22 protein-coding genes and 1 tRNA gene are annotated in these 26,532 nt (G+C 32.1%); 12 read left to right on the forward strand and 11 right to left on the reverse strand.

The genetic code is table 11. The annotated features are described in order from the left end of the window. Positions 1-35 precede the first annotated feature (35 nt). Positions 36-410 carry a hypothetical protein gene (locus tag P163_RS14010; RefSeq protein ID WP_034892537.1) on the reverse strand — a complete coding sequence of 125 codons (375 nt, stop codon included), beginning with the start codon at positions 408-410 and terminating at the stop codon, positions 36-38. A 269-nt stretch (positions 411-679) separates the two neighbouring features. Here P163_RS14010 and P163_RS14015 point away from each other — a divergent pair, with 269 nt between their 5' ends. The 5 genes from P163_RS14015 (at position 680) to cysM (ending at position 6,948) form a co-directional block, all read left to right on the forward strand. Then, entirely contained in the window at positions 680-1,399 is a 720-nt protein-coding gene (locus tag P163_RS14015) for an SDR family oxidoreductase (protein ID WP_034892540.1), read from the forward strand. Between the two features lie 265 nt (positions 1,400-1,664). Further along, positions 1,665-2,411, forward strand: a complete 747-nt coding sequence (locus tag P163_RS14020) for an SDR family oxidoreductase (protein ID WP_034892543.1) — start codon at positions 1,665-1,667, stop codon at positions 2,409-2,411. Positions 2,412-2,605: 194 nt separating this feature from the next. Beyond that, entirely contained in the window at positions 2,606-4,837 is a 2,232-nt protein-coding gene (locus P163_RS14025; protein ID WP_231556205.1) for an FUSC family protein, read from the forward strand. Between the two features lie 439 nt (positions 4,838-5,276). Beyond that, a complete protein-coding gene (locus P163_RS14030; RefSeq protein ID WP_034892546.1) occupies positions 5,277-6,071 on the forward strand; it encodes a serine O-acetyltransferase in 795 nt (264 codons plus the stop codon). Beyond that, on the forward strand, positions 6,064-6,948 hold the full coding sequence (gene cysM / locus P163_RS14035) for a cysteine synthase CysM (protein ID WP_034892550.1): 885 nt from the start codon (positions 6,064-6,066) through the stop codon (positions 6,946-6,948). Before P163_RS14030 ends, cysM begins: the two co-directional genes overlap by 8 nt. Positions 6,949-7,007: 59 nt before the next feature. Here cysM and P163_RS14040 read toward each other — a convergent pair whose 3' ends face one another. Together P163_RS14040 and P163_RS14045 are read right to left on the reverse strand one after the other, a co-directional pair. Next, positions 7,008-7,559, reverse strand: coding sequence for a hypothetical protein (locus P163_RS14040; RefSeq protein ID WP_034892553.1), 552 nt, complete (start codon positions 7,557-7,559; stop codon positions 7,008-7,010). Between the two features lie 99 nt (positions 7,560-7,658). Then, a complete protein-coding gene (locus tag P163_RS14045) occupies positions 7,659-8,378 on the reverse strand; it encodes a Crp/Fnr family transcriptional regulator (protein ID WP_034892556.1) in 720 nt (239 codons plus the stop codon). 171 nt (positions 8,379-8,549) lie between these two features. Between P163_RS14045 and P163_RS14050 the strand changes: the two genes are divergently transcribed. Beyond that, the gene (locus P163_RS14050) at positions 8,550-10,067 is read left to right on the forward strand and encodes a DEAD/DEAH box helicase (protein WP_034892559.1); all 1,518 of its coding nucleotides are present in this window, start codon (positions 8,550-8,552) and stop codon (positions 10,065-10,067) included. Positions 10,068-10,126: 59 nt separating this feature from the next. Next, a complete protein-coding gene (locus P163_RS14055) occupies positions 10,127-10,912 on the forward strand; it encodes a tRNA pseudouridine synthase A (protein ID WP_034892562.1) in 786 nt (261 codons plus the stop codon). A gap of 84 nt (positions 10,913-10,996) precedes the next feature. Here P163_RS14055 and recQ read toward each other — a convergent pair whose 3' ends face one another. Then, positions 10,997-13,102 carry a DNA helicase RecQ gene (gene recQ, locus P163_RS14060; protein WP_034892565.1) on the reverse strand — a complete coding sequence of 702 codons (2,106 nt, stop codon included), beginning with the start codon at positions 13,100-13,102 and terminating at the stop codon, positions 10,997-10,999. 182 nt (positions 13,103-13,284) lie between these two features. Here recQ and corA point away from each other — a divergent pair, with 182 nt between their 5' ends. Beyond that, positions 13,285-14,385 carry a magnesium/cobalt transporter CorA gene (corA, locus tag P163_RS14065; protein ID WP_034892570.1) on the forward strand — a complete coding sequence of 367 codons (1,101 nt, stop codon included), beginning with the start codon at positions 13,285-13,287 and terminating at the stop codon, positions 14,383-14,385. A gap of 38 nt (positions 14,386-14,423) precedes the next feature. Further along, on the forward strand, positions 14,424-15,560 hold the full coding sequence (locus P163_RS14070) for a lactonase family protein (protein WP_051931251.1): 1,137 nt from the start codon (positions 14,424-14,426) through the stop codon (positions 15,558-15,560). A 178-nt stretch (positions 15,561-15,738) separates the two neighbouring features. On the opposite strand, the gene P163_RS14075 is transcribed toward P163_RS14070, so the two are convergent. From P163_RS14075 to P163_RS14095, 5 genes are all read right to left on the reverse strand, one after another. Next, positions 15,739-16,197 carry a GNAT family N-acetyltransferase gene (locus P163_RS14075; RefSeq protein WP_034892575.1) on the reverse strand — a complete coding sequence of 153 codons (459 nt, stop codon included), beginning with the start codon at positions 16,195-16,197 and terminating at the stop codon, positions 15,739-15,741. Continuing rightward, entirely contained in the window at positions 16,194-16,364 is a 171-nt protein-coding gene (locus P163_RS18215) for a hypothetical protein (RefSeq protein ID WP_156100712.1), read from the reverse strand. The genes P163_RS14075 and P163_RS18215 overlap by 4 nt, the downstream gene beginning before the upstream one ends. A gap of 76 nt (positions 16,365-16,440) precedes the next feature. Next, positions 16,441-16,514, reverse strand: a tRNA-Arg gene (locus P163_RS14085). Between the two features lie 270 nt (positions 16,515-16,784). Next, on the reverse strand, positions 16,785-17,429 hold the full coding sequence (deoC, locus tag P163_RS14090) for a deoxyribose-phosphate aldolase (RefSeq protein WP_034892581.1): 645 nt from the start codon (positions 17,427-17,429) through the stop codon (positions 16,785-16,787). Between the two features lie 102 nt (positions 17,430-17,531). Next, positions 17,532-17,969, reverse strand: a complete 438-nt coding sequence (locus P163_RS14095; RefSeq protein WP_156100713.1) for a hypothetical protein — start codon at positions 17,967-17,969, stop codon at positions 17,532-17,534. 317 nt (positions 17,970-18,286) lie between these two features. Between P163_RS14095 and P163_RS14100 the strand changes: the two genes are divergently transcribed. The 3 genes from P163_RS14100 to P163_RS14110 all read left to right on the forward strand — a co-directional run bounded on the left by P163_RS14100 (position 18,287) and on the right by P163_RS14110 (position 23,405). Next, positions 18,287-19,927 (forward strand): FAD-dependent oxidoreductase, encoded by a 1,641-nt coding sequence (locus P163_RS14100; protein ID WP_034892587.1) that lies wholly within the window; start codon positions 18,287-18,289, stop codon positions 19,925-19,927. A gap of 268 nt (positions 19,928-20,195) precedes the next feature. Next, positions 20,196-23,012 (forward strand): PAS domain S-box protein, encoded by a 2,817-nt coding sequence (locus tag P163_RS14105; RefSeq protein ID WP_034892591.1) that lies wholly within the window; start codon positions 20,196-20,198, stop codon positions 23,010-23,012. Positions 23,013-23,021: 9 nt separating this feature from the next. Then, complete coding sequence (locus P163_RS14110) at positions 23,022-23,405, forward strand: response regulator (RefSeq protein WP_034892594.1); 384 nt, start codon at positions 23,022-23,024, stop codon at positions 23,403-23,405. 440 nt (positions 23,406-23,845) lie between these two features. On the opposite strand, the gene P163_RS14115 is transcribed toward P163_RS14110, so the two are convergent. Both P163_RS14115 and P163_RS14120 read right to left on the reverse strand, forming a co-directional pair. After that, positions 23,846-24,523 carry a DUF6904 family protein gene (locus P163_RS14115; protein WP_034892598.1) on the reverse strand — a complete coding sequence of 226 codons (678 nt, stop codon included), beginning with the start codon at positions 24,521-24,523 and terminating at the stop codon, positions 23,846-23,848. A gap of 30 nt (positions 24,524-24,553) precedes the next feature. After that, the gene (locus P163_RS14120; protein WP_034892601.1) at positions 24,554-26,506 is read right to left on the reverse strand and encodes a DUF4365 domain-containing protein; all 1,953 of its coding nucleotides are present in this window, start codon (positions 26,504-26,506) and stop codon (positions 24,554-24,556) included. Between the last annotated feature and the right edge of the window lie 26 nt (positions 26,507-26,532).

Consider the following 26,532-nt stretch of genomic DNA (forward strand, 5'->3'; position numbering starts at 1 on the left):
TTTAAAAAAGGCAATCAAAAAATTAATAGAGAAGCTTAGTTCTCTTCAGCATACGTCTGTAATTCTTTGCTATATTCTCTAAGGTCCATTTCGTTATTCTTAATAGAAGTATCAGACATTAGGGACATCAAATAATCTAAACTTTCTTGTGGATCAGATTCTGGAGTTGCAGAAGCTTCTTCCTCTTCATCTAAAGGCTCGTCATCCGGAATTGCAATTGCAAAAGTTTGATAAGCTTCAATATGCTCATAAGTTAAGCGAATAACCTTAGCTAATAATGGATTTTCATCTTCCACAGCAAATGGGCGAAGTTTCTTTAGATCTTCCACAACAGTGTTGATGATTATACCATTACGCATTAAGTCGCGTTGAATCTTATCGATTAATTTTTGACCTTTTGGATTTTTCAACTTTTAAGAGATTTTGAAGTATTAAAACTTTAATTAATAGAAAAATTACACATTAGAATGTGTTTTTTCGATGAAAGCAAAGTTAGTTTATTAAAGTATTTTCAAAAGAGTTTTGGCGAATTTTTATCAAGATTTTAATATAAAATTTAAAGCATTCAGTCTTAGTGGTATTGAGAAGAAATAAATAGAATTAACAAAGTCTTAGTTCTCAAAATTTTATTAGCAAAAGCATCTTTGTTAGCTTTAAACCATTAAAAAAATAAAAATCTATGGAATCATTTAAATCAAAAGTCGCATTTATAACAGGTGGAAGTAAAGGAATAGGGTATGGCGTTGCAGAAGCCCTTTTAAAGTTAAATATGAATGTTGCTATAACCAGTAGGTCTAAAGAATCTGCAGATAAAGCTGCAAATGAACTTTCCAAATTGGGAAATGGTAATGTTTTAGGCTTAGAAGCCGATGTACGCGATTATAAAAGTCAGCAACAAGCCATAAATAAAACTATTGAAAAATGGGGGCAATTAGACGTGTTAGTTGCTAATGCAGGAATTGGGCATTTTGGTAATATTGCAGAGTTAAGTGTGGAAGATTGGAAGGAAACTATAGATACTAATCTTTCTGGTGTTTTTTATAGCCTTAAAGCAGCAATAGATGGACTAAAAAAATCTAAAGGGTATGCTATTACCATTTCTAGTTTGGCAGGTACAAATTTCTTTGAAGGTGGTACAGCATATAATGCTAGTAAATTTGGTGTAACCGGATTAACTCAAGCAGCAATGTTAGATCTTAGAGGTCATGGTATAAATGTAAGTACTATTATGCCAGGTTCTGTAGCAACACATTTTAATGATCATACTCCAAATAAAGAGGATGCTTGGAAAATTCAAAAAGAAGATATTGGAGAATTAGTAGTTGATTTATTGAAGATGAATCCTAGAACATTGCCAAGTAAGATCGAGGTTAGGCCATCTCAACCACCTACTAAGTAGGTTAATAATTTATAGATATTTTAGAAAAGCCAGTTATTAACTGGCTTTTGTTATTTTCATCAAAATGTAAAACAGATACGATTATTACAGAAATAGTGGCTCGGTTTAAAGTTTTTTGTAAAACTTTAAACCGAGCCAGACTAATAGTTTAGATACTATAATATTCTTAACATCTATAAAGAATCCAGTTAAACTCAAGCTAAATAGCGCTATAAATTATATAGAAGCCTAATGCTATTTTAAATTTGCAAAAAAAATTAATGTTATGAGTATTAAGGGAAAAGTTGTAATAATTACAGGAGCATCTAGTGGAATTGGAGAAGCAACAGCTAAGAAGCTTGCTAAAGAAGGAGCTAAGGTTGTTTTAACTGCCAGAAGAAAAGAGAAGTTGAACAAACTTAAAGAAGAAATAGAGAAAGATGGTGGATTGGCAATGGTTGTAACCGGAGATGTAACAGAGAAAGGAGATTTCAAAAAAATCGTATCTCAAACTTTAGAAAAATTCAAAGGAATAGACGCCATTATAAACAATGCCGGTTTAATGCCACTATCTTATATTAAGAACTTACATACAGATGAGTGGGATACCATGGTAGATGTAAATATAAAAGGAGTTATGAATGGTGTGGCCGCAGTGCTTCCAACTTTTATGGAACAAAAGAGTGGAAATATTATTAATATTTCTTCTAGTGCAGGTAGAAAATATTATCCAGGAGGAGCCGTTTATTGCGCTACTAAAGCTGCAGTAAAAATGTTTTCTGAAGGATTAAGACAGGAGTTGGCGCCTAAATATGGTATTAACGTTACATCCATAGAACCTGGATTTGTTGCTACAGAATTAACAGAGACCATTACAGACGATGAAATAAAGAAAGATCTAATTCCTATGGTTAAAGATCTTACCACTTTAGAGGCAGAAGATATTGCAGAAGCAATTTTTTACGCATTAGCGCAGCCTAAAAGAGCTAATATCAATGATATATATATTATGCCTACAGATCAAAAGGAATAGTAAAAATATAATTTTATAAGGAAAAGGCATTGATTAATTTCAATGCCTTTTTTTATATAGCTATTATTGATAATTAAAATTAATTTGAATACAGGTTTATGTTCTCAATCTATAAATCGGAATATTTTTCGATAACATTAACGATAGTAAATTTTGTAGCAGTTATATTTGTTTGAAGCTCAAAAAACTTAATATTGAAGATTTTAAATATAGATGTGAGTGCGGGAATACAGGATTTTTTATCATTTCTAAAATCTACAGATTTTTCTAAAGCCATTATTCTTGCTCTGGCTATTACCATACCTATAATACTTGGTGTATATACAGAGCATTTAGAGATGGGTATTGCTGTAGGATTAGGAGCTTTACTAAGTTCTCCCAGCGATGTTACAGGAAGCGTAAGACACAAGTATTTTGGAATATTATTATCGTCTTTAATTGCGATTCTTGCAACATTGATAGGTGGTTATAAACCAGATGAGTTTTGGATCATTTTATTGATCTTAGGGAGTACCACATTTTGTCTATCTTATCTCGCAGTGTATGGTTTTAGAGCTTCCTTAATTAGTTTCTCCGGACTTTTTGCACTGGTTTTAAGTTTTGCCAGTTTATCCAAAACTTTGGAGGTCTATGAAAAAGCCCTGCTCATTGGTTTAGGTGGATTATGGTATTTATTATTATCTGTAGTTTGGAATAATATAAATCCTAAAGGACAAACAAATCAATTCATGATCCAAAATCTAGAATTGACTTCCAGGTATATAAGATTGAGAGGTAGATTGTTAGAAAATGGGATTGATAGAACAGATCTGCTAAAAGAATTGCATAATCTTCAGAATGATCTAAATGAGAATCATCAAAAACTTAGAGAAATTCTAATATCTTCACGAAAATCTTCAGGTTATTCCAACTTTCAGCGTAAGAGGTTATTAACTTTTATTCAAACTGTGGATATTTTGGAGCTTGCCATGGCTCACCCTGTAGATTATGAAAATATGGATAAGATCTTGAAGGATTATCCGGATAGGATTAAGCCTTTTCAGGAGCTGGTCTTTACACTTTCAGATAAATTGAATGACCAGGCTATATATCTACAAAAAAATAAAATTTATAAAAGCGCCAAGAGTATCGGGGAGATTCGATTGGATCTTAAACAAAAACTAGATTCTTATAGAAACGAGAAACAATCTATTCATACAGAAGGTTTTCTAATTCTATTGAATTACTATGAATATTTAGAACATCAATCTGAAAAGATCGAGAAGATAGATGAATTGTTGGTAAATCCAGATCTCACAAAATTAAGGTTGATAAAAAGCGATGATGCTCTCAAGTTTTTGAGCACTCAAGAATACAATCCTAAGATCTTATTAGAAAATCTAAATCTTAGATCTTCCATCTTTAAACATGCATTAAGAATTTCTCTAGTTATGATGGTGGGGTATTGCATAGGAGAATACTTTTCTTTTCAAAATGCTTATTGGATACTACTTACCATTATTGTAATAATGAGGCCAGGGTATGGTCTTACCAGAGATAGGTCTAAACAACGTATTATAGGTACGGTAATTGGCGCTATTATTTCTATAGGTTTAGTTTTACTTATACATAATGTAGTTGTTTATGGTATTCTGGGAATAATTTCTCTGGTAATGGCCTTTTCCATGATACAAAAGAACTATAAGACTGCTGCCGTATTCATTACCTTAAGTGTAGTTTTTGTGTATGCACTTCTAAGGCCAGATGTGTTAAACGTTATTCAATTTAGAGTAGTAGATACTTTAGTAGGTGCAGGTCTGGCCGCATTAGGTAATTTCTTGCTTTGGCCTTCTTGGGAGTTCTTAGGAATTAAGACAATAATCCTACAAAGCCTTAAAGCTAATCAGAAATTCTTGATGGAGGTAAATTCTTATTATCTAGAAAAAGGGGCTGTTTCTAATAGTTATAAGCTTAGCAGGAAAGAAGCTTTTTTAGAAACAGGAAATCTTAGTGCTGCATTACAACGAATGACTCAAGAGCCAAAATCCAAACAACAAAATTTAGATAATATTTACCAGCTCGTAGTGCTAAATCATAGTTTTCTAACATCATTAGCCTCCATAGGTTCTTACATTAAAACGCATAAAACTACACCTGCCTCTAATCACTTTAAAAATTTAATAGAGGCTGTAGACCAAAATCTAGAAACGGCTATAGAGCTGCTCTCTGGTTCTGAAGTTGATATAGACCTAGAGCATCCTGAAAAGTTAAAAGAAGCACTAGATTTTTTCAATAAAAATTACAAGGCTTTGGTAGAAGAAGCGAGTACTTTTAATATGTCTGGAAATCTTCAGGAAACACAGCTTATTTTCACTCAATTAAAATGGCTGTTGAATTTATCTCAAAATATTGTCTCTACGATTTACAAGACAAAATTCATCAATTAAGCTTATAAAATTATAATAGCTAAACTTTTGAGGTGGCTCGATTTTTTAATTGATAGATTCTTATGTCAGATAAAGTTCTTTTTGAAACATCCTTCTTCGTTTCTTACTTTTTTAAATGTTGTTTTGGTTGAGATTTACTGGGATTAACTTATTGCCTTTCCATAATATTAAAATTTAAATTAATAATAATTTTAATGTAGTATATAGATCACATAATTAGTTGTTCGTTAGAATGTTAACATTAATTTTAACTATTAAAGTTTATAGCTTGAACTCCATATCATAGACTTATACAAAAACCCAAATTCTTCCAAAACTAGCATATCTTTATAGGGCAATTCCCTAATTTTGATTTATAAGAATTTCAGTATGTTATTATCTAGCTTTAGAATCGACCTATTTCATGAGAAGAACATATTAGCTGCATCAAATTTAGTATATGAATAAAGAACAGGTCATAGATAAGATCAAACTTCAAAAGAAGTTACCAAATTTAAAATATGCTATTAAACAAAGAACCGAAGCTTTTACCAGCAGGTTATTTTTAACGCTATTCGATCAGGATACGGAGGTTGAGAAAAATCTAAATCTTCTTGAAATTGAATTTGGAGAATTAGCAGATCTTGTATGTTGGAAACCAGAATCTCCATGTAGTAAAATATGGAAATCTTATTGTGAACTGTTACCAGATCTTTTAGAGAAACTAAGTAAAGATGCTGCCTGGATCGCAGAAAATGATCCTGCAGCAAACTCTGTAGAAGAAGTATACTTATCTTATCCCGGTTTTTACGCTATCGCAATTTATAGACTTAGTCATGAGTTTTATAAATTTGGACTTCCATTAGTTCCAAGACTCATGTCTGAATGCGCTCATCGTACTACAGGTACAGATATAAATCCGGGAGCAGTAATTGGAGTTCCATTCTTTATAGATCATGCAACTGGAGTAGTAATAGGGGAGACCACCATTATTAAGAATAATGTAAAGATCTATCAGGGTGTTACCTTGGGTGCGCTTTCTGTGGATAGATCTTTAAGAGCTTCTAAGAGACATCCCACTATAGAAGATAATGTAACTATTTATGCAAACAGCACCATATTAGGGGGTAAGACTATTATAGGTGCTAATAGTATTATTGGAGGAAATGTTTGGTTAACCAAGTCTGTTCCTGAAGGTTCCATGGTTTCACATACACCACAAATCAATATAAAAAATTCAGTAAAAAATGAGTAATTCTATTATAGATTTAATTGGAAATACACCATTAGTTAAGGCAGAAACTTTAATTAAAAATCCGAAGGTTAGTTTATACTTTAAATTAGAAGGGCAAAATCCTGGGGGCAGTGTAAAAGACAGGGCTGCTTATAATATGATAAAAAGCGCTCTAGATAGAGGAGCTATTAATAAAGAATCAAAACTAATTGAAGCAACTAGCGGTAATACAGGAATTGCTTTAGCTATGATAGCAGGAATATTTGGATTAGATATAGAGCTAGTAATGCCGGAAAATGCAACTATAGAGCGTGTTCAAACCATGAGGGCATATGGAGCAAAGGTTACGCTTACAAGCTCCGATGTTGGAATTGAAGGCGCTAGAGACTATGCAGAATCTAAATTGAAAGATCCAGCTTATTTCATGTTCAATCAATTCAGTAATGATGATAATTGGAAAGCTCACTATAAAACCACTGGGCCCGAGATATGGAGAGATACAGATCATAAGGTAACTCATTTTGTATCTTCTATGGGTACAACCGGAACTATTATGGGAACATCAACTTATTTAAAAGAGCAGAATAAAAATATACAGATTGTTGGGGTGCAACCCTCAGATAACGCTAGTATTCCTGGAATTAGAAAGTGGCCTAAAGAATATCTGCCTAAGATCTTTAATCCTTCTAAGGTAGACCAAGTAATTGAAGTAAATGAAGAAGAAGCTATTGCAATGAGCAGAAGGCTTGCAACAGATGAAGGGATCTTTGCAGGAATGAGTAGCGGTGGAGCTACCGCAGCAGCAGTTAAGCTATGTGAAGAATTAGAAGAAGGAATTGTAGTGAGTATAATTTGCGACAGAGGAGATAGATATCTATCATCAAACCTGTTTAAATAATTGAAAAAGAGGAACCAAATAGTTGGTTCCTCTTTTCATAATCCTTAGAATTCTATTTCTTAATTAGAAACAATTACGGAGATCTTTGCATTATTCGGGCTCAGTTTTACATTTTGTTTTTTGTTCCCACGTTCCAATCTAATCTTATATTCTGCTTTGTCAATTTGATCTAACTTACCGCTAGCAACGTATTTGTTCTTTAAAACAGACCATCCTGTATAGTTAAGATATAATGCATCTCTAATTTCCTTGGGCATATATACATTTTTAAATTGTTGAAAAGTAGAAACTAAGTTTCCATCTCTGTCATAATTTGCATTCAAAAACCCTTTGGAACTTCTAAAGTTTACCTTATAAGAATCATATTCCTGATTTTCTACTTCAGCAATAAACTTATTGATGATAAAATTATTCTTAACATATTCAATCGGGTTTTTGGTAAATTTTCCAGCATGCTCTTTGTCAATTTTAAATTGATATTCATTCAAACCGGTCTTAACGAACGTGGTTTGAGAATAATTAACATTTGCTGGATCTAGTTCGATAATCTCCTGTGCTTGCAAGCTAATAATACCGCTTATTACAAGTAAATAAAACATAATCGCTTTCATAATATCTATATTTAATTGGTTTATAAGCCCAATTTACAGCCAGAATAATTTTGAATTTTCTACCTGGGTAGCATAGATATTTATTTTAACATCTGTAATTCACAAATAATTTTTCCCACCTTGATTTTCTAATAGATGAAGTAGTAAATTAAGATCTTTTATCTCCAGCCTATTTCTAGATAATTTTATACACCCGTTCTTCTTCAATTTTTGCAAATGTCTATTTACTACTGCTCTTGTAGAACCTATTAGGTTCGCCAATTCTTTATTAGAAAGATCATTAATGAGCTCTAAATTCTTGGAACTTTTATTTACATTTTTAAGAATCAACTTTATAAGTCGGGTAGAAATATTGGTAAATGTCATATCAGAAACTGTATTTTCTAGCATTCTCAACTGGGAACCTGCATAAGGAAGAAAATTTTTATAAAGTTTTGGATTTTTGTTTAACCAATCTCTTAAAGTGTCCATAGGAGCGGCAAGCACTTTAGCATCATCTAAACACTCGTAATAAACATTATGTTCACACCCGTCTAGTAAACAGAACAGATCGAAAACATCATTATTTGTCAAAAGGAAAAGAGTTAATTCTTTGCCATTAAATGTGTCTACCTGATACATTTTTATTCGGCCTGAGAGAATGATATGAAAGTGGTAAAATAGTTTTCTATGATTAATAATACACGTTTCCTTAGGCCAATCTTCTATATGGAACAATTCTAATAAGGATGTTATCTCTTTAGAAGATAATTTCTTAAATAGTGTACATTCCTTTATAGTAGTGCTAAAAAATACTTCGTTTTGTTTTGCCCCTTTCATACCGCATCAATTAAAGGGGGAATTATTATATCAAGATCATTTGGAGAATTATAAAGATACTGAATTCCTGATTTTAAAGGAAGTAAAAAACTAAAACTTAAAAAGTGATTAAACATTTTAAATTAGCTTAGAAATCCACTATTTTTGCAAACTTGCTGAAATACTTGATATATGGCCGTTGAAACCTTTGGATTAGAAGAAAAGAAAAATGATAAAGTACTTTATGATTACCAACAAGCAGACATAGATAAGATTTTTAATGTTATTGATGCTCACCCATCAAAATATAATTTACTTTATCAATTACCAACTGGAGGAGGAAAAACCGTAATTTTCTCCCAAATTGTTAGAGAATACATACAACGCACCAATAAAAAAGTTTTAATTCTTACTCACAGAATTGAGCTTTGTAAGCAAACCTCTAAAATGCTTGCAGAATTTGGAGTACTAAATAAGATCATTAATAGTAAAGTTAAAGAGCTACCGGACCAACAAGATTATATGTGTTTTGTGGCAATGGTAGAAACTTTGAATAACAGATTGAATGATGAAAAGCTAGAAATTGATGATATAGGTCTTGTTATTATTGATGAAGCTCACTACAACTCTTTTAGAAAATTGTTCAAATTCTTTGATAACAGCTTTATCATGGGAGTTACAGCAACTCCATTAAGCTCGAATATCAAACTTCCTATGAAGGATAACTATAGAGAGCTTATTGTGGGTGACTCTATTACATCACTTATAGAAAAAGGATTTTTAGCACAAGCTAAAGTTTATAGTTACGATGTAGGACTGCAATCTTTAAAAGTAGGTATCAATGGAGATTATACCGTGAAATCTTCAGAAGAGCTGTATTCTAACATGTCTATGCAGGAAAAACTTTTGAATGCTTATTTACAGCGATCAAAAGGTAAAAAGACCTTGATCTTTAATAACGGTATTAATACTTCTAAAGAAGTTTATGAAACCTTTAAAAGTGCCGGTTACCCTGTTAGACACCTGGATAATACTACCAGTAAGAACGATAGAAAGGAAATTTTAAAATGGTTTAAACATACTCCAGATGCAATTGTAACCTCTGTGAGTATCTTAACCACAGGTTTTGATGAACCTTCTGTGGAAACCATTATTCTTAACAGAGCAACTAAATCTCTTACGTTATATTTCCAAATGATTGGCCGTGGATCGAGGATCCTTAAGCATAAATCTGAATTTTCTGTTATAGATCTAGGTAATAACGTTGCCAGATTTGGGCAGTGGAGCGCTCCAGTAGATTGGAAACAACTATTTCGCTCTCCAGATTTCTATTTTGAAAATTTATTGAGTGATGAAGAGATAGAGCGAGAATTTAAATATGTGATGCCTCCAGATCTTCGAAAACAATTTTCAAATTCAGAGTCTGTAGATTTTGATGTAGAGGGGGCTTATGATACTGTTATTAAGAAAGGACTTAAATCTAAGGCAGTATTAGAATGGTCTTTAGATCAGCACGTTAAGATATGTGTTGAAAATTCTGAAGATGTATTTGATGCTCGTATTCTTGCAAAGGAACTTAAAGATGATATCTCTTCAAGAATTAAACAATATTCTTACTGTATAAGTAAGAGTACCAAGAACTATAGAGATTGGCTGGAAGAAGATTATTCAAGAAAATTACGTCTACAGATCAATCAGGAATTTGCATAATAAATTCTCCCTGAAAAGTAATTTTCAGGGATTTTTTTTACAATTTTAATTTATCAATCTTGCAACGCAAACGCTTTTTTTATCTTATTAAGTTACAATATCTAGGATATCGCTTACATGGATGGCAGCGGCAACCTGGGATTAAAACTGTGGAAGGGCTTTTAAAAAAGACCTTGAAATTTATTCTTCCAGATAGAAAATTTAAAATTCTAGGTTCAAGTAGAACAGATGCTATGGTATCTGCAAATTTGGCGGCATTTGAATTATTCTTAGATGAAGAACCACTTTCAGATAAAGAGGAATTCATGAGATTATTCAATTTTAATCTTCCCCCAGATATTAAGGTGTTAGAAATAGATGAGGTAGATGCAAAGTTCAATATCATACAGCATCCTAAGCAAAAAGAATATTGTTATTTGTTCTCTTATGGAGAAAAGAATCATCCGTTCTGTGCGCCTCTAATGGCTAATTTTCAACATGATCTGGATATTGAGCTAATGCAGAAAGCAGCCAAGATCTTTCAGGGAACTCATTATTTTGAGAATTACTGTGCTGCGCCTACAGAGAAGACAATATTTGAGAGAGAAGTTCTGTTGTCTGAAATTGAAGTGAATACCATGCTTACAGCAAATTTCTTTCCAAAGACTAGTTATGTCTTCACCATTAAAGGAGCCGGGTTTTTAAGGTATCAGATAAGGCTTATGATGGGATCATTAATTCAAGTAGGGAAAGGTGATTTAACCCTGCAGCAATTAAAAGAGAGTCTATCTCCAAACAACAATATTATTACCAATTATATAGCGCCAGCATCCGGCTTGATCTTACACAAGATTGACTTTGAATAAACTCGAAAGTTTATTTTAATCTATAATTTGGTTTCACAGTCTTACTCGTCTTCGCTCGAACTGAAAGTTTACATTGTAAATATTTTAATTATCTTCTTTTTCCAGCACTGTCAAGGCGAATCTTATAGTCCAATAATCTAAGGCTTCATTAAAATGCTCGTAATAAGGTTTTAGTGTCTTTGGATCTTCTAGTGTCACTTTAGCTTTTTTCACCGCATCTAGATCTGCTTTGGTTAGGAACTTGTGTAAATCGATATCTTTTCCATCTGCATAAAGTTTTGCCAGATGAGAGTAAACAGTAGTACTAGCTAATTCTCTCTTTTTAGAGATCTCTTCTACACTTAGCCCTTCATTATAAAGTTCATAAGTAACAAGGTGCGTATTCCCTTTTTTAGACTTTTTTTTTTGTCTTTTCTCTTTACTAAATGCTATTATTTCCTTGATGAATTGGTATCCATAATCTTGCATTTTCTTTTGCCCTACACCGTTAATGGCCATAAAATCTTCATCGGTCATTGGTCGCTGTTTTTCCATTTCTTTTAAAGTGGCATCATTAAAAATAAGGTATGCCGGAATATCTTCTTCCTGGGCGAGTTTTAAACGGAGCTTTCTCAGTTTTTCAAATAAAGAATTATCAGCTTTTTGCGTTTTCTTTTCTCGAGTTTCCTGAATTTCCTTTTGATCTGGAATATGTGCCAATTGCACTTTGGCCTTTTCGAACAGAACATTTTTAGCCAAAGGAGTTAGCTGAAGGTGATTGTGTTTATGAAAAGCAATTTCTATATATCCAATATTTATAAGCTGAATGATATATTGCTGAAGATCTCTCCAAGATAAATCTTTAGCTATGCCGTAAGTAGACAGTTTATTATAATTTTTCTGAAGTACCGCTTCATTTTGTGCTCCACGTAGGATATCTATAATTACCGATATTGGTTCTTTTCCCTGTAATCTATAGATACAGGATAATGCTTTTTGAGCAAGGATGGTCCCATCAAAGAATTTTGGAGGATTTCTGCAAATATCACAGTTTCCGCAATCTTCTTGTTTGAGTTCTCCAAAGTAGCTTAGCAAGATCTTTCTTCGGCATGTTAATGCTTCAGAATACTGTTTCATCCTATCTAGCTTAGCCAATTGTACATCTTCATTCCCGGAGTTGGAGGCAAATTTTTGTAATTGTAATACATCCGCATAACTATGGAATAGCATAGTGTCTGATGGTAAGCCATCTCTTCCTGCACGACCAATTTCTTGATAATAGCCTTCTAAATTCTTGGGCATGTTATAATGTATTACCCACCTAATATTAGATTTATCTATCCCCATACCAAAAGCTACCGTGGCACAGATAATCTGTTTTGTATCATTGATGAAATCGTCCTGGATCTTGGTTCTTTCATCATGGCCTATCCCGGCATGATATGCTTCTGCTTTTATTCCTGAAGCTTTAAGTTTAGAAGCTATTTCTTCTGTAGTCTTTCTGCTCAAACAGTAAATAATGCCACTTTCGTTTTTTCGACCTTCAATAAAATCCTGAATTTGATCAAAACGCTTTATTCCTGGACGAACATCTAGACTTAAATTTTTCCTGTCAAAAGAAGCAATATGTTTCTTTGCATTTGGAATATTAAGCTGATTGCATATATCCTTTCTAGTTGCTTTATCTGCAGTAGCTGTTAAAGCAATTATTGGAGTAGAGGGGAAGCGATTCTTTAAATATCCAAGCTGAGTGTACGCTGGTCTAAAATCATGACCCCAGCTAGAAATACAATGTGCCTCATCTATAGCGATTAAACTTACTTTCCCGTCACTTAAAAATCTGTCTATAACCTGAAGACTTTCTGGAGCTACATATAATAATTTTAAATGATTGGTATCTATTTGATGAAAGATCTCTTGTTGCTCTGTTTCAGACTGACTGCTATTTAGGAATGCTGCCGGAACTCCATTGGCGGTAAGACCATCTACCTGATCTTTCATTAACGCAATTAATGGGGAGATCACCAAGGTAATTTGTGGCAACAAGATTGCTGGAAGCTGGAAACAAATAGATTTTCCACCACCGGTTGGCATGATCACTAAATTGTCTTTTCCCTCAAATACCGAATCTACTATGCTTTTTTGTAAAGGTCTAAAACTATCATATCCAAAATATTCTTTAAGTGTGCTTAAAAGTTTGGTCTCTTCCATAATGCAAAAATAGGAGTTCCTTTTCAAAATAATCTATACAGACATCAGAGTTTCCTAGCTATTTTCTAATTGTTTAAGTATCAGATTTAAAGTAAATAGAGAACCAATATAAAACCAAGAACTAATCATCGTCTAACCTTATAACATGAAAATGTTTTATACTTTTATAGAAATTTAATTTTATGGCTAAACGCAAAAGGCATTTGCTACGTAGACCTAAATCTACCAAAGCGCTAAATCAAATGCCGGGAACGGTTACGTACATTGGGAGAAAAGAATCTGCGGAGACCAAACTGGATGTTATAGATTATAACAAAAAGAATTACGAGCGTTTTAGCTCCAGCCATCCTGAAGACGCCTTTAAATTTGAGAACAAAGAAAATAATACCTGGATTAATATTGATGGGTTATATAATACATTAGAAATTGAAAAGCTGGGGAAGTATTATGAACTTCATCCTTTAATTCTAGAAGATATTGTAAACACTAATCAACGACCAAAAATAGATGAATATGAAGATTATATCTTCGTGGTGGTAAAGATGCTCTATTTTCCTAAAGACAGCGTAGATAAAGATAATAAAGATCTTGTGATAGAGCATCTAAGTCTGGTTTTGGGAAAAGATTATGTACTTAGTTTTCAGGAAGCTAATGGAGATGTATTTGATAGTATTAGAGACAGATTGGTGAATGCCCAGGGAAGAATTAGAAATAACGGTACAGATTATTTGCTCTTCTGTTTATTAGATGCCATTATAGATCAATATTTTGAAGTTATAGATCATATTGGAGATAAAATAGAAAATCTAGAAGATGAACTATTTCAAGCTCAACCTAATGATGATATTACTTTTGAGATACAGGAGCTAAAAAGAACAATTTTAAGAATTAGAAGAGCTGTATTTCCATTGCGAGAGGTAATTAGTAGATTAGAGAAAATTGATAGCGTTCTAATAGAAGATAAGACTCGCAATTATATTAGAGATCTTTATGATCATACCATTCAGGTTTCTGAAAATATTGATATTTATAGAGAAATGACCTGGGGATTAATGGATATGTATATGACCACTATATCCAATAAAATGAATGAAGTGATGAAGGTACTTACCATTATGGCTACTATCTTTATTCCATTAACGTTTATTGCAGGTATCTATGGGATGAATTTTGATTATATCCCAGAGCTTCATTATAAATATAGTTATTTTGTTCTTTGGGGTATAATGATCACTATATTTCTATTAATGATCATCTATTTCAAACGTAAAAAGTGGCTGTAAATTCAGCTAATATTAAGATCCTTTAAATTAATAATTCAATGAAAATTTTTAAAAGCAGTTACATTTTTGCAGTTGCATTTGCTATTTATTCACAAACTACATATTCACAGGAAAATAAAATTTCAAATTGGATGTATGTTGGAAGTTATACCGAAGATGAAGGATTTGTAGATGGGAAAGCGGAAGGAATTTATACTCTTCAACAAAACATACAGAATGGTAAACTTACTTTAGGCTCAACAGTAGCTAAACTTAAAAATCCAAGTTTTGTGCGCGCATCTACAGACGGCAAGTATCTACTTTCTGTAAGTGAGCTTAATGATAAAGAAGCGGAAAGTGGTTTCGTTCTTTCTTATAAGATCAATAAAGATCATAGCTTAACCAAGATCAATCAACTTTCTACACATGGTTTTGCTCCTTGTCATATTGAAATAGATAAAACAGGAAAATTTGCCTTCGTTTCCAATTATATGGGCGGAGTTGTGATGATGTATGAGATAGAGGAAAATGGAAATCTGATAGAGAAACAGAAAATAGAACTTGAAAATCCTAAAGAATCTCATGCACATTCAGTTAATATTACTGCAAATAACAAGCATGCTTACATAGCAGATCTAGGAAATGATAAGATCTGGATCTATGATCTGGATGCTCAGAAAGGTACTTTCTCTAAAAATGCGCAGGAGTTTGCAGAAGTTGCAAATGGTGCAGGACCAAGACATCTATCTTTTTCTAGAGATGGAAAGTTTGCTTATGTTATGAATGAATTAAATAGCAGTATAAGTACATTCCAAGTTTTAGAGACTGGCGGACTTCAATTGCTTCAAAATATTTCGTCACTTCCTTCTGGATTTATAAATAATAATTCTGGAGCAGAGATACATTTGCATCCTACAAAAGATTTTCTTTACAGCTCGAACCGAGGAGCAAACAATATTGCTGTTTTTAGAATTAATATTGAAACTGGAGAATTAAGTTTGATAGCTCACACTTCAACAGAAGGAAAAACACCACGCAATTTCAATATTTCACCAGATGGGAATTTCTTATATGCAGCAAATCAAGATTCAGGAAGTATTAGTTCTTTTAAAATAGATTTAGAAACAGGAATGTTGAACTCTTTAGGGGAAGTATTAGAGGCAAAGACACCTGTTTGTTTAGAGTTTGTAGAATAATCTCTAATATTCGCTTAAAATTATTTTGAGATAAGAATTGTGTGCTTTTATATCATAATAAATTAGCCATTTAAAATGTATTCATTTAAAATGGCTAATTGAAGCTTTTAAAATTTGAATTTGGAAAACTACATATTCAAATTAGAGTATGATACAACAGTTGTAAGCCTATTTAACTTTATATTTGACGGGTCAATACTTTTTCAAAACAAACGCTTGTGTTAAGACCTTTATATTGCTCATAATTGGGAATTATTAGATATCCTGCTTTCTTATAAAATCCTAAAGCTTCTATCTGGTTAATTCCTGTTTCCAGCACACATTTAGTAAATCGCGATGATCTTGCCCAGGATTCCAATTCAGTTAGAATAGAACCTGCTATACCTTGACTGCGATAGTCTGGTACTACAAACATTCGCTTAATCTCTACTGTGTTTTCATCAAATCTTTTGAAAGCACCGCATCCAATAGGTTTATCATTCTTATAAGCAACAATTACATTCTTGATTAGCTTCAGATTGTTAAACTGATTGTAGAAGCCATAATCTTCTCCATCTGTAATTCTTAAGCTTTCATCTAATAAACGGATAAGATTTAAGAAATCTTTATTCTTGGAATTTGTTTTAAGAAGTTTCATGAGTTATAACCAAAACCAATTTTACCAGATATAACGGTAATCACTCCAAATCCTACTAATGCACCCGCAAAAAAGTGAAGAATAGAATTATCTGAAAAATAAAGTATGCTAATTCCTAAAATTAAACAGTATGCTGCTAGAATTTGAAATTTAGTAGTGTTTCTCATGCCAATAAATTTATTAAAAAACATTAAAATTTGAGCATAAAAAAAGCTCCTAAAAGTAGGAGCTTTAATTAAGAAGTGATCGCGCCAGGATTCGAACCTGGGACCGCCTGCTTAGAAGGCAGGTGCTCTATCCAGCTGAGCTACGCGACCTATTTCGCGCTGCAAATATAGTTGACTTTCTCGGTAAAACAAGACTTTTTTAAAGGAAAATTATTTTTTTTATAGCTTGAACTTCTAATTACTTAGTATTCAGAACTTACGAGTTGAAAAAAAAATTAATTTTTTTAAGCTATTTAAATCGATATCTAATTTTTGGTAAAATTATAAGGTCTCACTCAAGTTTTATAGCATTTATAGGCTTTCATAGAATTGCTATCTGATATTATTTTCAAAATCTTATATAGCAAGTCCTTATCACAGCTATTGCGTTTTTACTATTTTAATGCCAGAGCTGGTACCAATTCTGCTCACACCTAAGCTTATATATTCTTTTGTAGTTATGGCATCTCTAATACCTCCAGAGGCCTTAATTTTTGCCTTTCCAGCTACTGCCAAGCTCATAAGAATTATATCCTGAATACTCGCGCCATTTGAGCCAAACCCAGTAGAGGTTTTAACAAAGTCTGCTTTAGCATCTACCGCAGCTTTGCACGCTATTTTTTTCTCTTCATCTGTAAGATAACAGGTTTCAATAATTACTTTAAGAACCTTATCTCCAATTGCTTTTTTTAGACCTCTTATCTCTGAAGTAACCTTATCTATTTCTCCAGATTTTAACCAACCTATGTTAATAACCATATCAATTTCATCTGCACCGTTCTTTAAACATTCTTCTGCCTCAAATATTTTGGCTTTAGTGGTCATGGCGCCGAGCGGGAAACCTATTACTGCAGCAATTTTTATATCTGTTTCTCTAAGAATTTCTTTACAGAAATTTACATGAGAACCATTAACACACACTGCATAGAAATTATATTCCTGAGCCTCTTTACAAAGGGTCTTGATTTCTTCTTGGGTTGCCGTTGGCTTAAGAAGGGTATGGTCTATATATTTTTCTAAGTTCATGAGTTTTCTTTTAGGATTTGATTAAATATAATTTAATAAAAAAAGCCAATCAATTTAAGATTGGCCATAAGGTTAACTTTAGTATAGTATCGTTAAATTAGTTTAACGGCAATCTGTTCTGGTTACAATGGCATTAAGACCTAAAGCAGTATCTCCACCTTCTATCACTGCCTCCTTATCATTCAAAATAATTTTTAGAGAAGTAGAATCTTCACGTCCTTCTTGAGTAAATATATAATTAGCGGTCACTACATTGTCTTCCATAGTTCCACGTATACTACCTTTTCTTTGATCTTTAAGTGCGGGTCTCCAATTGTAAAATCCTTCCACATTCTTACCTGTTATATTTAGAATTAGCTCTAAAACATCTTTTTTGGAAGCATCGTCTTTGTAAGGTTGCTCATTTAAATAGCAGTAAGTTCTTTTGATTTCCGCTTCAGATTCTAATTTAGATTTAGTAAATGCCGGATTTTCTTGATCTATATTTTTTAAAGAATCTTCAGGTTTAGATTTATTACAGCTTAAAATAGTTAAAGCCATAATTAGGAGAAAGCTGATTTTTAAAGTAGGTATTTTCATAATAATCTGTCCTAAAATATGGTTCAAAAAGGACGTGATGAAGGTACTGCTTTTTGAAATATGTCAAAATGAATTGATGTTTAAAACCTTCATTCTTAACATTAAAATCATTTAAAAATTTATAAACACCTAGTGTTCAATTTATTATAAATTTATATACTTATTGAAATAATAAGAGAACCAATTTTATGTTTTGAAAGAGAAAATGATTTTCATATATTTTAAGAGAGAATAAAACACATTTAATTTAAGTTGCAGTCATTAAAATTTATTTGATTATGGAATCTAAAAAGAAAGATATTGCAATTATTGGGGGAGGAATTTCAGGCTTAGTTGCTGCATTTGAGCTTAGTGAAGAGCAGGATCTAAATATAACCGTGATTGAAGGAAGTGACTCGTGCGGTGGGAAAATGAAAGGATTCTATAATAAAGAGAAAGATCTCTTCGAAGAACATTCTATACGTGCTTTAGCATCAACTTATTTTGCGCTTTTTGATGTTTTTTATCGTGCAGGAATTTTAGGTACTCTTACAGCAGTAGATACCTATATCTTTTACGAAAGTAAAACCGGTAAAAAGGTAGCTGTAGATAGAACAGAACCAATAAAATTAGAGACATTTAAGGATTTAGTAAAGACGTTCGATCTGTCTTTAATTGATATGATGACACTTGCAAAAAAAATAGCTCATCATACCAACGCATCTCAAGAAGAGCGAGATCAGCTCGCGTACAAAAATGCCGGAGATGTTATTGGAGTGGAAGACTTTAACGAGCATACCAAGCAATTCATTATTAACTGGTTTGGGATTTTAACGGGAGCTAGAATGAAAAGTAAAGCTGTAGATATTATGGATAGCTTTTTACTTATGTTCTTACCTATGACGGAGAGTCCGCATTTGCCACCTGGTAAAAAGTCTAAGTCTTATTGTTTTAATCGTCCAACATCCGAAGTTGTAAAACTCCTGGTTCATAAATTAGAACAGCGTGGAGTAAAATTTATTTATAACACCAGATTGACCAACATAAGACATAATATAACAACAGATAAAGTAGTTTTAAAAACGCAAAATCATTGTGCCATTAACGAATTTGATGCATGTATTATGGCAGTACCTCATGAAGTTATGTGGAAGGTAGGCTTGCTTCCGGAAATCAAGAAACCTTTTGATGACGAGTGGTCTTTTGGAACGCAATTTCTTATGAAAGATATTCCTGAAACTTTTAAAGATTTTACAGGCAAATCTTATAATTTAAGTTTTGATGCTCCCTGGAATATTGTATTTCAAATCCAACATCAGGATGGTTTCTGGAAAGACGTGGAGTTTCCAAGATCCTATCCTTATAATTTATCGGCTACCTGTAGTTCTCCCTTTAATAAAGGTTCCTTATACGGAAAACGCTTTATGGAGTGCACACCTTTAGAAGCAAAAAATGAAATCTTGTATCAATTAGGAATTACCTCAGCATCAGAAAGAGAATTAATGATGAAATATGCTAGCATAGATTCTATATATCTCAAATACACAGAGAACTGGGAGGATTACTCTAATTTGGAGACTGCATCTTTAGGAATTTTACAAGAGAATGGAAAACGATGGGTAGATCTTTCTCAAATTTATGTGAGATCTGCAGGAGATGAAGAAGTTTCTGTGACTACTGCTACAAAAGGAGTTTTTCTTGCAGGAGAAGTAGTGAGTGTTCCGGGAAAATGGAAGATACCAACTATGGAGCAGGCAGCAATGTCTGGAAAACAAGCTGCTCAAGAGGTATTTGGATATATTAATTTTAAAAGATCTGTAAATATGGATCATGCTACGCTAGAAAATACAACCAGCTTTAAATTAATGGAGGGTGTATTAAGCGGATTGACCGCATTAGCTAAACTTGTTCCTACACAAAAAGGTTCCAAAAATCATTAGACATTTCAAATTTCAGCATTCTCTAAATTTTTGAATGTATACTAGATGAAAGTAATTAAAATAGAGTGTTTAAATATATTCAATCTGCTTTTCTTATAAAGTGAAATTGAACGATAAAATTATTGAGGAAACTTAATTTTATGTCGAAATAATGCAACGCCTTAAACAATTCATAATTTTTTTATTATTATTGAACATTGATAAATAAGTAGTAGATTAAGAACTAATTTGATGTTTAAAGTCTGTTACTAGAATAATCACTCATTTTATGAGCAAATCTCATTTCCCTAATATTTTTCTTGATCAAAATAAAGATCCTATATGGATGATCGATTTAGATTACCGATTGATTTACGCTAATCAACGATATTTAGACATAGTAAGAAATATTACTGGAAAAGAACAACAACTTAATGAAACGGCTTTTATAGAAGACTTTGATGAGAATTATACCATAAAATGGCGACAGTACTACAGAAGAGCTCTACATGGAGAAGCTTTTGAGATTGAAGAACACTACTCTCTGCCAGATACCAATGAAATTTATTACGGCCAGATTTCATTTGAGCCTTTATTAGGTGATGATGATAAGCTTTTTGCAATAGCTTGCCAATCTCGCGATATTTCAAAGATTGTTAAGCACAAATCTGAAGTTAATCAATTAATAGATGCCTCTTTAGATGTATTTTGTACGGTAAATGAACAGGGACGTTTTGTATATATAAGTGGAGCTGCATTAGATATTTGGGGCAATACGCCAGAAGAACTTTTGGGAAAACCTTATAAGGATTTGATAATGCCGGAAGATCTACTTGAAACTAAACAAAAACTTATTTATATTCAAGAAGGCCAAACTGTAACAGCTTTTAAGAATAGATATATAAAGAGAAATGGGGATATTGCTTACAACCTTTGGTCTGTAAAATGGGATCCAGCATCCAGGCTATTCTATTCTACGGCAAGAGATGGTAAAGAGATCATGGAGCAGGAAGAGAAGGTCCAACAAAGTGAGCAACGTTTTAAAGCTTTGGTACAAGAAGGTTCAGATCTTATAGCCATTTTAGATGTACATGGAAATTATAAATATGCAAGTCCTACAAACTCTTCAATAGTAGGGATTTCACAAGAGGAATTTCTCTCAAAAAATATAATAGATCTTATTCATCCAGATGATAAAGAAAAGATTTTAACCTGTTTAAAAAAGATCAAGGTTGAAAATAAATTAGTTTTAGACACTTTCCGAATTCAGAATCATAAAAAAGAATGGCGTTGGATAGAAACAGTTTTTACCAACATGTTAGATAATCCCGCCGTAGAGGGGATTGTTGCAAATTCTAGAGATATTACCGAAGAAAAGATTTTAATAGAACTTAATCAACAAACCAGTCAGTTAGGTAAAATTGGAAGTTGGGAAGTTGGTTTTTTAAATGATGAAATCTATTGGTCTGAAGAAGTTCACAAATTGCATGAAACAGATCCTGAAAATTTTACTCCAAGTGTTTCTAAGGCTATAGATTTCTATCGTCAAGATTTTAAGGTATTTGTAGAAACAACAATTCAAAAATGTATTGAAACCGGAGAGCCTTTTGATTTTGAGGCTGTAATTCTTACCACTACAAAAAAGGAGCTGTGGGTACGTGTAATTGGAGCTGCAGAGTTTGTAGATGAGAAATGTAAGCGTATTTATGGGAGTACTCAAAATATCAACGATAAGAAAGAGGCAGAAATTAGACTTAATTCTTTGGCAGATAACTTACCTGGAGTAGTATTTCAGTATCTCATCTTTCCTGATGGCTCAGATAATTTCAAATACATAAATAAGGGTTCTCAAGAAGTATGGGGATTTCCTGCGGAAGATTTAATTAAGAATTCAAGATTGATCTGGGATGGAATTATTGCAGGAGGGGAGATTAAAAAAGTAAGAAAGAGTCTTGCACTTTCTATAAAATCTAAATCTAAATGGACTACCAGATTCAAATATATAATGCCCAATGGGGAAGTTCGAATTCATTTATGTAATGGTACGCCAATATTTTTAACAGATGGTACAATTCTTTTTAATGCGGTTATATTAGATGTTACTCAAGAAACAAAAGATGAAAAATTATTAGAGCTTGTTACTAAAATTGCAAGAATAGGTAGTTGGGAACTAGATTTGGTAAATCAAACAGGAGATAACATGTATTGGTCCCCCATGCTGTTCGAAATTTTAGAAATAGAAGATAACTATAATCCTACGCTCACCGGAGGGATAGAATTTCATATAGGAGAGAGTAGAGAAAGAATAAAAAAAGCAATAGAACATCTCGTTGAAGATGGAATTGAATTTGATGAAGAGATCTTATTGCGTACAGCTAAAGGGCATAAACGCTGGGCCAGAGCTATAGGTAAATGTGACAGAGTCCATAATAAACGCACCAGAATATACGGAAGTTATCAGGACATCACAGAGCGTAAGAAATCTGAATTAGAAAATAAATTTAAAGCCAATCTATTAAGTACTATAGGGCAAGCTGCAGTTGCAACTAATATTGAAGGAGAAGTTACCTATTGGAACAGGGCTGCAGAAACTATTTATGGTTGGAAAATGGAAGAAGTATTAGGAAAAAATATAATGGAGCTCACAATTCCTGATACTAATGCGGAACAAGCTACAGTTGTCATGGAAATGTTGAAAAAAGGTCAAAATTGGTCTGGAGAATTTGTAGTTCAAAGAAAAGATGGTTCTAGTTTTCCAGCTCTAATTACCAATTCTCCAACATACGATGAAAATAATAAGTTATCTGGAATGATAGGAATTTCTTCAGATATTACTCAAAAAGTGAGATATGAGAAACTCTTAGAAAAACATACTCAAGAACTTGAGCGCTCTAATTTAGCTTTAAAGAAAATAGCATGGACACAATCTCATGTGGTACGTGCACCTATAGCCAGAATATTAGCGGTTATTAATTTATTAGAAGAGCAACCAGAGAGTTTTGACGAGATTTCATTTTGGTTGAAGCAATTAAAAATCTCTACCCATGAGATGGATGCTATTGTTAAAAAGATAATAACAGAAACTTACAGCCTGGATCAAGAATAGATTAGCTTAATGAAAAAGAAAATTTTTATAATTGATGATGATCTTATCTATAGGATGATTGTCGCTAAAACCATAAAAAGTATAGACGAATCTATTCTAATTTTTGAATGCGATAATGGAAAAGAAGGATTAGAAAATCTGCAGAATTTAGAAATCAATAGAAATTTTGAAATTACTATTCTACTAGATATAAATATGCCTGTTCTTGATGGTTGGGGATTTTTAAAAGAACTTAGAAACTCTAAAATATATGCTGATACTAAATTTTCTATCTTTTTGGTGTCTTCTTCTACAGACAAAAGTGATATGTTGAAAAGTGAAGAACATGATCTTTTAAAAGGCTTTTTCAGTAAACCGTTACGAAGAACAGATATATATAATATTTTGAAATAGTCTTTTTTTTCTGAATGTTTTATTATCTATGACCAGTACCTTAAGATTGAATTTAAGAATGGTGAAATTGAAAGAATCAATAATAACTTAGAATCAACTATAAAATCTATAATTACTTTAATATAAAAGGAAAGTAAATAACGCTAATAACTAGTATTCTTTGAACTAGTAGTAAAATTATAAAATCAAAAAAGCCTTGAACTTTTGTTCAAGGCTTTTAGTGGTCGGGGTGGCAGACTTGATCGTACCTCCCCGTATCCCTCTAAATTCAATACGTTCCTTAATTTCTATTCCTTCAGGTGACCGATTAGGTAACTTCTAAAATGATATGAAATAGGTTTATTTAACTGTAAATTAAATAAAAAGATTTTATAAACCAATTTTGAAATACATTATTGAAAATCATATTAATTAGAATATTGAAAGCAAAAATTTCTTCTTTACCATTTAAGGTTTTCGTAATCCATATGTTCGTCGTTAATTTCCAATTCTGAGATTTTACATCCCAAAAGGTCAGCGTCTTCTTTTAACTGCTTAGAATACTCATCATATTCCCTATTATAGAAAACAGCCTTCTTCATTAGTACTGGGAGTTCTCTAAAGGCCTTTTTTCCTCCTCCCATTTGTAAATATTCAATATTTATCCTTCTCATAAATAGATAAATATATTCATTCGCTGAATAAATCGAATCTGAAATATAAGGTTTTAAGTTTGCAGCTCCCTTGCTGTCAAATTGATTCATTGCTTTTTCTAGCCAAAATTCAATTTGCAGGAAAATGGATAAATCAAATTTATTTGTTTCAAAATATTTCATATTATAACGGAGAGCTGAGAATGTAAATAGTGCATGCACCCAATATATTTTGAAACCCATATATTCAATAGGCTCAAGAGAAAAATGACTATATTCTCTTTTTAATCTATTTTTCTCAAACGCTTTCCTTAATTCATATGAGAAACCACTAATAACTTTGTCGCGACTTTCAAACCCTTGTTTATATAAGTAATCATCCTTATTCCACAAGTTTCCAATTACAGAATAGATATTTCGTAAATCATCAGGAGTTCCCCAAAATTCAACTCCTAATCCATTTTTGGTGGGAATTATATAAAACATAGAAATTATTTCTTATAAGTGAATGAATAATTAAAATTCAGGAAACTTTATCTCGACTCTTTTTATTTCATTTTCGTAGAGGCACTTACGTATTCTATACAAATTTTTATGACTGGATATACCTTTGTATTCTAGGTTCCCATTTTCACGACCTTCATTTTTTATATCTTCTACATAAATATTCAGAACTGGGATTACACCTTCCTCTTTCATCCAGATTATGTGACTAATTAATTCCTCATCGGAAATTCCAATAATTTCATTAAAGAATAAATCCAATTTCTCACTGGGTATAAAAAAATGATCTATAGGAAAAAGTTCTATGATCATACCATTTTCAATTCTTTTTGCAAAGGAATCTTTTTTATCAAGTTCTTTTAGTTCCTCATTCATTTTTTTTATTTCATTCATTTCCTTTCTATAGGATTTAAAATCATCCCTTATGTTTTTAATAAAAGTCCCCCCGTTTAGAATAAAATCAATCTTTCCTTGAAAATAGGGAAGATCGATTTCCTGTTTAAATTTTTTTAGCTGCTCTCTTATGTTATTTTCTTTTTCGCTATTCTCAATAAACTGATAAAATTCTAAAAGAGTTTGCAAGGAAAAAAGTTGATTCTCAAATTGCTTAATTTCACTAAAAAAGGTTGAGGCCTGAATTACTAATTTCTCAATTTCTAACCAATAATTATCTGGATGTTTAATTTGAAAAGCATAGGTTGCAATAGCATTGAAGTGAATTAAAAATTTAAAATGTCTTAATGCTAAAACATAGATGTCAGACTCATTATTTGCCAAATCAAGTTGTTCCCTTTGAATTCTAGTGAAATTTTGACTGATTATTTTGAATCGTTCATCAATGGTTGAAAATAAATTTTTTCTAGATAATTGAGGAATTAAACAAATAAATTGATCAGCATAGTAAGTGGTCAATTCCAAGAGTGCCATTAATTCAAATCTTTTCTCTAGCTTAGGTTGCTCTAAGTATACTTTTATTTCATTTTCAAATTCATTCGCTACGAAATTGTCATCTGAATACATATTGTTTTTCAAAGAAACAATACTTTCAAGTTTTAGATGATATTTTAAAGAATTATCTAAATCGGATGAGGACAAAATATCTTCGTAATCTATTTTTTCAATAAATCCAAAAATATTGTTGAGTTGTAGTTTATAAAATTTTAAATGTGGAATTAATATCGGAGCAATTTCTGAGATGTTTTTCTCTGCTTCTCTCAGTTGGATTCTTGACTTGAAAAAATTTCCAGTATTAAAATAAGCTATCGCAACGGTTAAATAGTATGTGGGTGATTTTAATGAAGTTTCAGAAATTTTTTCATGTAATTCAATAACTTTCTTCCAATTGAGGGATTGATTTAGATACAATCCTTTTTGTTCAATAAAAAGAATATTTTCTATATCTGAGTAGGTATCTCCTTTTTGATTAATTATAAATTTATAATCATTGTCAAGATGATGACTTTGATCCGTAAGAAACAGGGACTGTTTTCTTTTATTGAAACCTTCTTGCAAAGTTTCCTTGAAAATTTTTTCAATCGCCTTAGAATCTAAAATTTCTTTAAAACGTACGGTTATAGATTCCTGCTTGTCCCAAGATAAGTTTTTGCGATTTAATGTAGTCAATAGCTCATAGAGACTCTGATAATAAAATTTCTTTTCTTTATTGTCGTAAAAGCAATAATACGCCGGTTGAGCATTATTAACTAAGTATTCAATATTGCTTACCTCAATTGATTTACTAATGCTACCATCCTTATTTTTTTCAATCGACTCAGAACTTTTTAACTGTAATAGAAAACCAAAACCAAGTTTAAAACCATCTTTTTTTATTTCAGCACGAATATCAACGCCATTATCTATAATCTCTCTTTTTAGTATGAATTGATCCTCTGGAAAAAGAGGAGATAATTTTGTCAGAGATATAGCTTCTAATTGTTCATTTCTCGAATCTTTAGGTAACTGCATAAATAAGACTTTGATTATTTTCTTGG

This window comes from Gillisia sp. Hel_I_29 (assembly GCF_000744275.1).
In the GTDB taxonomy this organism is placed as follows: Bacteria; Bacteroidota; Bacteroidia; order Flavobacteriales; family Flavobacteriaceae; genus Gillisia.

Bases quoted from the DNA above. Each gene is read 5' to 3' on its own strand.
- P163_RS18215 (WP_156100712.1), bottom strand. From the start codon at position 16,364: ATGAGAAACACTACTAAATTTCAAATTCTAGCAGCATACTGTTTAATT.
- P163_RS14100 (WP_034892587.1), top strand. From the start codon at position 18,287: ATGGAATCTAAAAAGAAAGATATTGCAATTATTGGGGGAGGAATTTCA.
- corA (WP_034892570.1), top strand. From the start codon at position 13,285: ATGGCTAAACGCAAAAGGCATTTGCTACGTAGACCTAAATCTACCAAA.
- P163_RS14095 (WP_156100713.1), bottom strand. From the start codon at position 17,969: ATGGCTTTAACTATTTTAAGCTGTAATAAATCTAAACCTGAAGATTCT.
- P163_RS14040 (WP_034892553.1), bottom strand. From the start codon at position 7,559: ATGAAAGCGATTATGTTTTATTTACTTGTAATAAGCGGTATTATTAGC.
- P163_RS14015 (WP_034892540.1), top strand. From the start codon at position 680: ATGGAATCATTTAAATCAAAAGTCGCATTTATAACAGGTGGAAGTAAA.
- P163_RS14105 (WP_034892591.1), top strand. From the start codon at position 20,196: ATGAGCAAATCTCATTTCCCTAATATTTTTCTTGATCAAAATAAAGAT.
- recQ (WP_034892565.1), bottom strand. From the start codon at position 13,102: ATGGAAGAGACCAAACTTTTAAGCACACTTAAAGAATATTTTGGATAT.
- P163_RS14075 (WP_034892575.1), bottom strand. From the start codon at position 16,197: ATGAAACTTCTTAAAACAAATTCCAAGAATAAAGATTTCTTAAATCTT.
- cysM (WP_034892550.1), top strand. From the start codon at position 6,064: ATGAGTAATTCTATTATAGATTTAATTGGAAATACACCATTAGTTAAG.
- P163_RS14110 (WP_034892594.1), top strand. From the start codon at position 23,022: ATGAAAAAGAAAATTTTTATAATTGATGATGATCTTATCTATAGGATG.
- P163_RS14120 (WP_034892601.1), bottom strand. From the start codon at position 26,506: ATGCAGTTACCTAAAGATTCGAGAAATGAACAATTAGAAGCTATATCT.
- P163_RS14115 (WP_034892598.1), bottom strand. From the start codon at position 24,523: ATGTTTTATATAATTCCCACCAAAAATGGATTAGGAGTTGAATTTTGG.
- P163_RS14030 (WP_034892546.1), top strand. From the start codon at position 5,277: ATGAATAAAGAACAGGTCATAGATAAGATCAAACTTCAAAAGAAGTTA.
- P163_RS14050 (WP_034892559.1), top strand. From the start codon at position 8,550: ATGGCCGTTGAAACCTTTGGATTAGAAGAAAAGAAAAATGATAAAGTA.
- P163_RS14020 (WP_034892543.1), top strand. From the start codon at position 1,665: ATGAGTATTAAGGGAAAAGTTGTAATAATTACAGGAGCATCTAGTGGA.
- P163_RS14045 (WP_034892556.1), bottom strand. From the start codon at position 8,378: ATGAAAGGGGCAAAACAAAACGAAGTATTTTTTAGCACTACTATAAAG.
- deoC (WP_034892581.1), bottom strand. From the start codon at position 17,429: ATGAACTTAGAAAAATATATAGACCATACCCTTCTTAAGCCAACGGCA.
- P163_RS14070 (WP_051931251.1), top strand. From the start codon at position 14,424: ATGAAAATTTTTAAAAGCAGTTACATTTTTGCAGTTGCATTTGCTATT.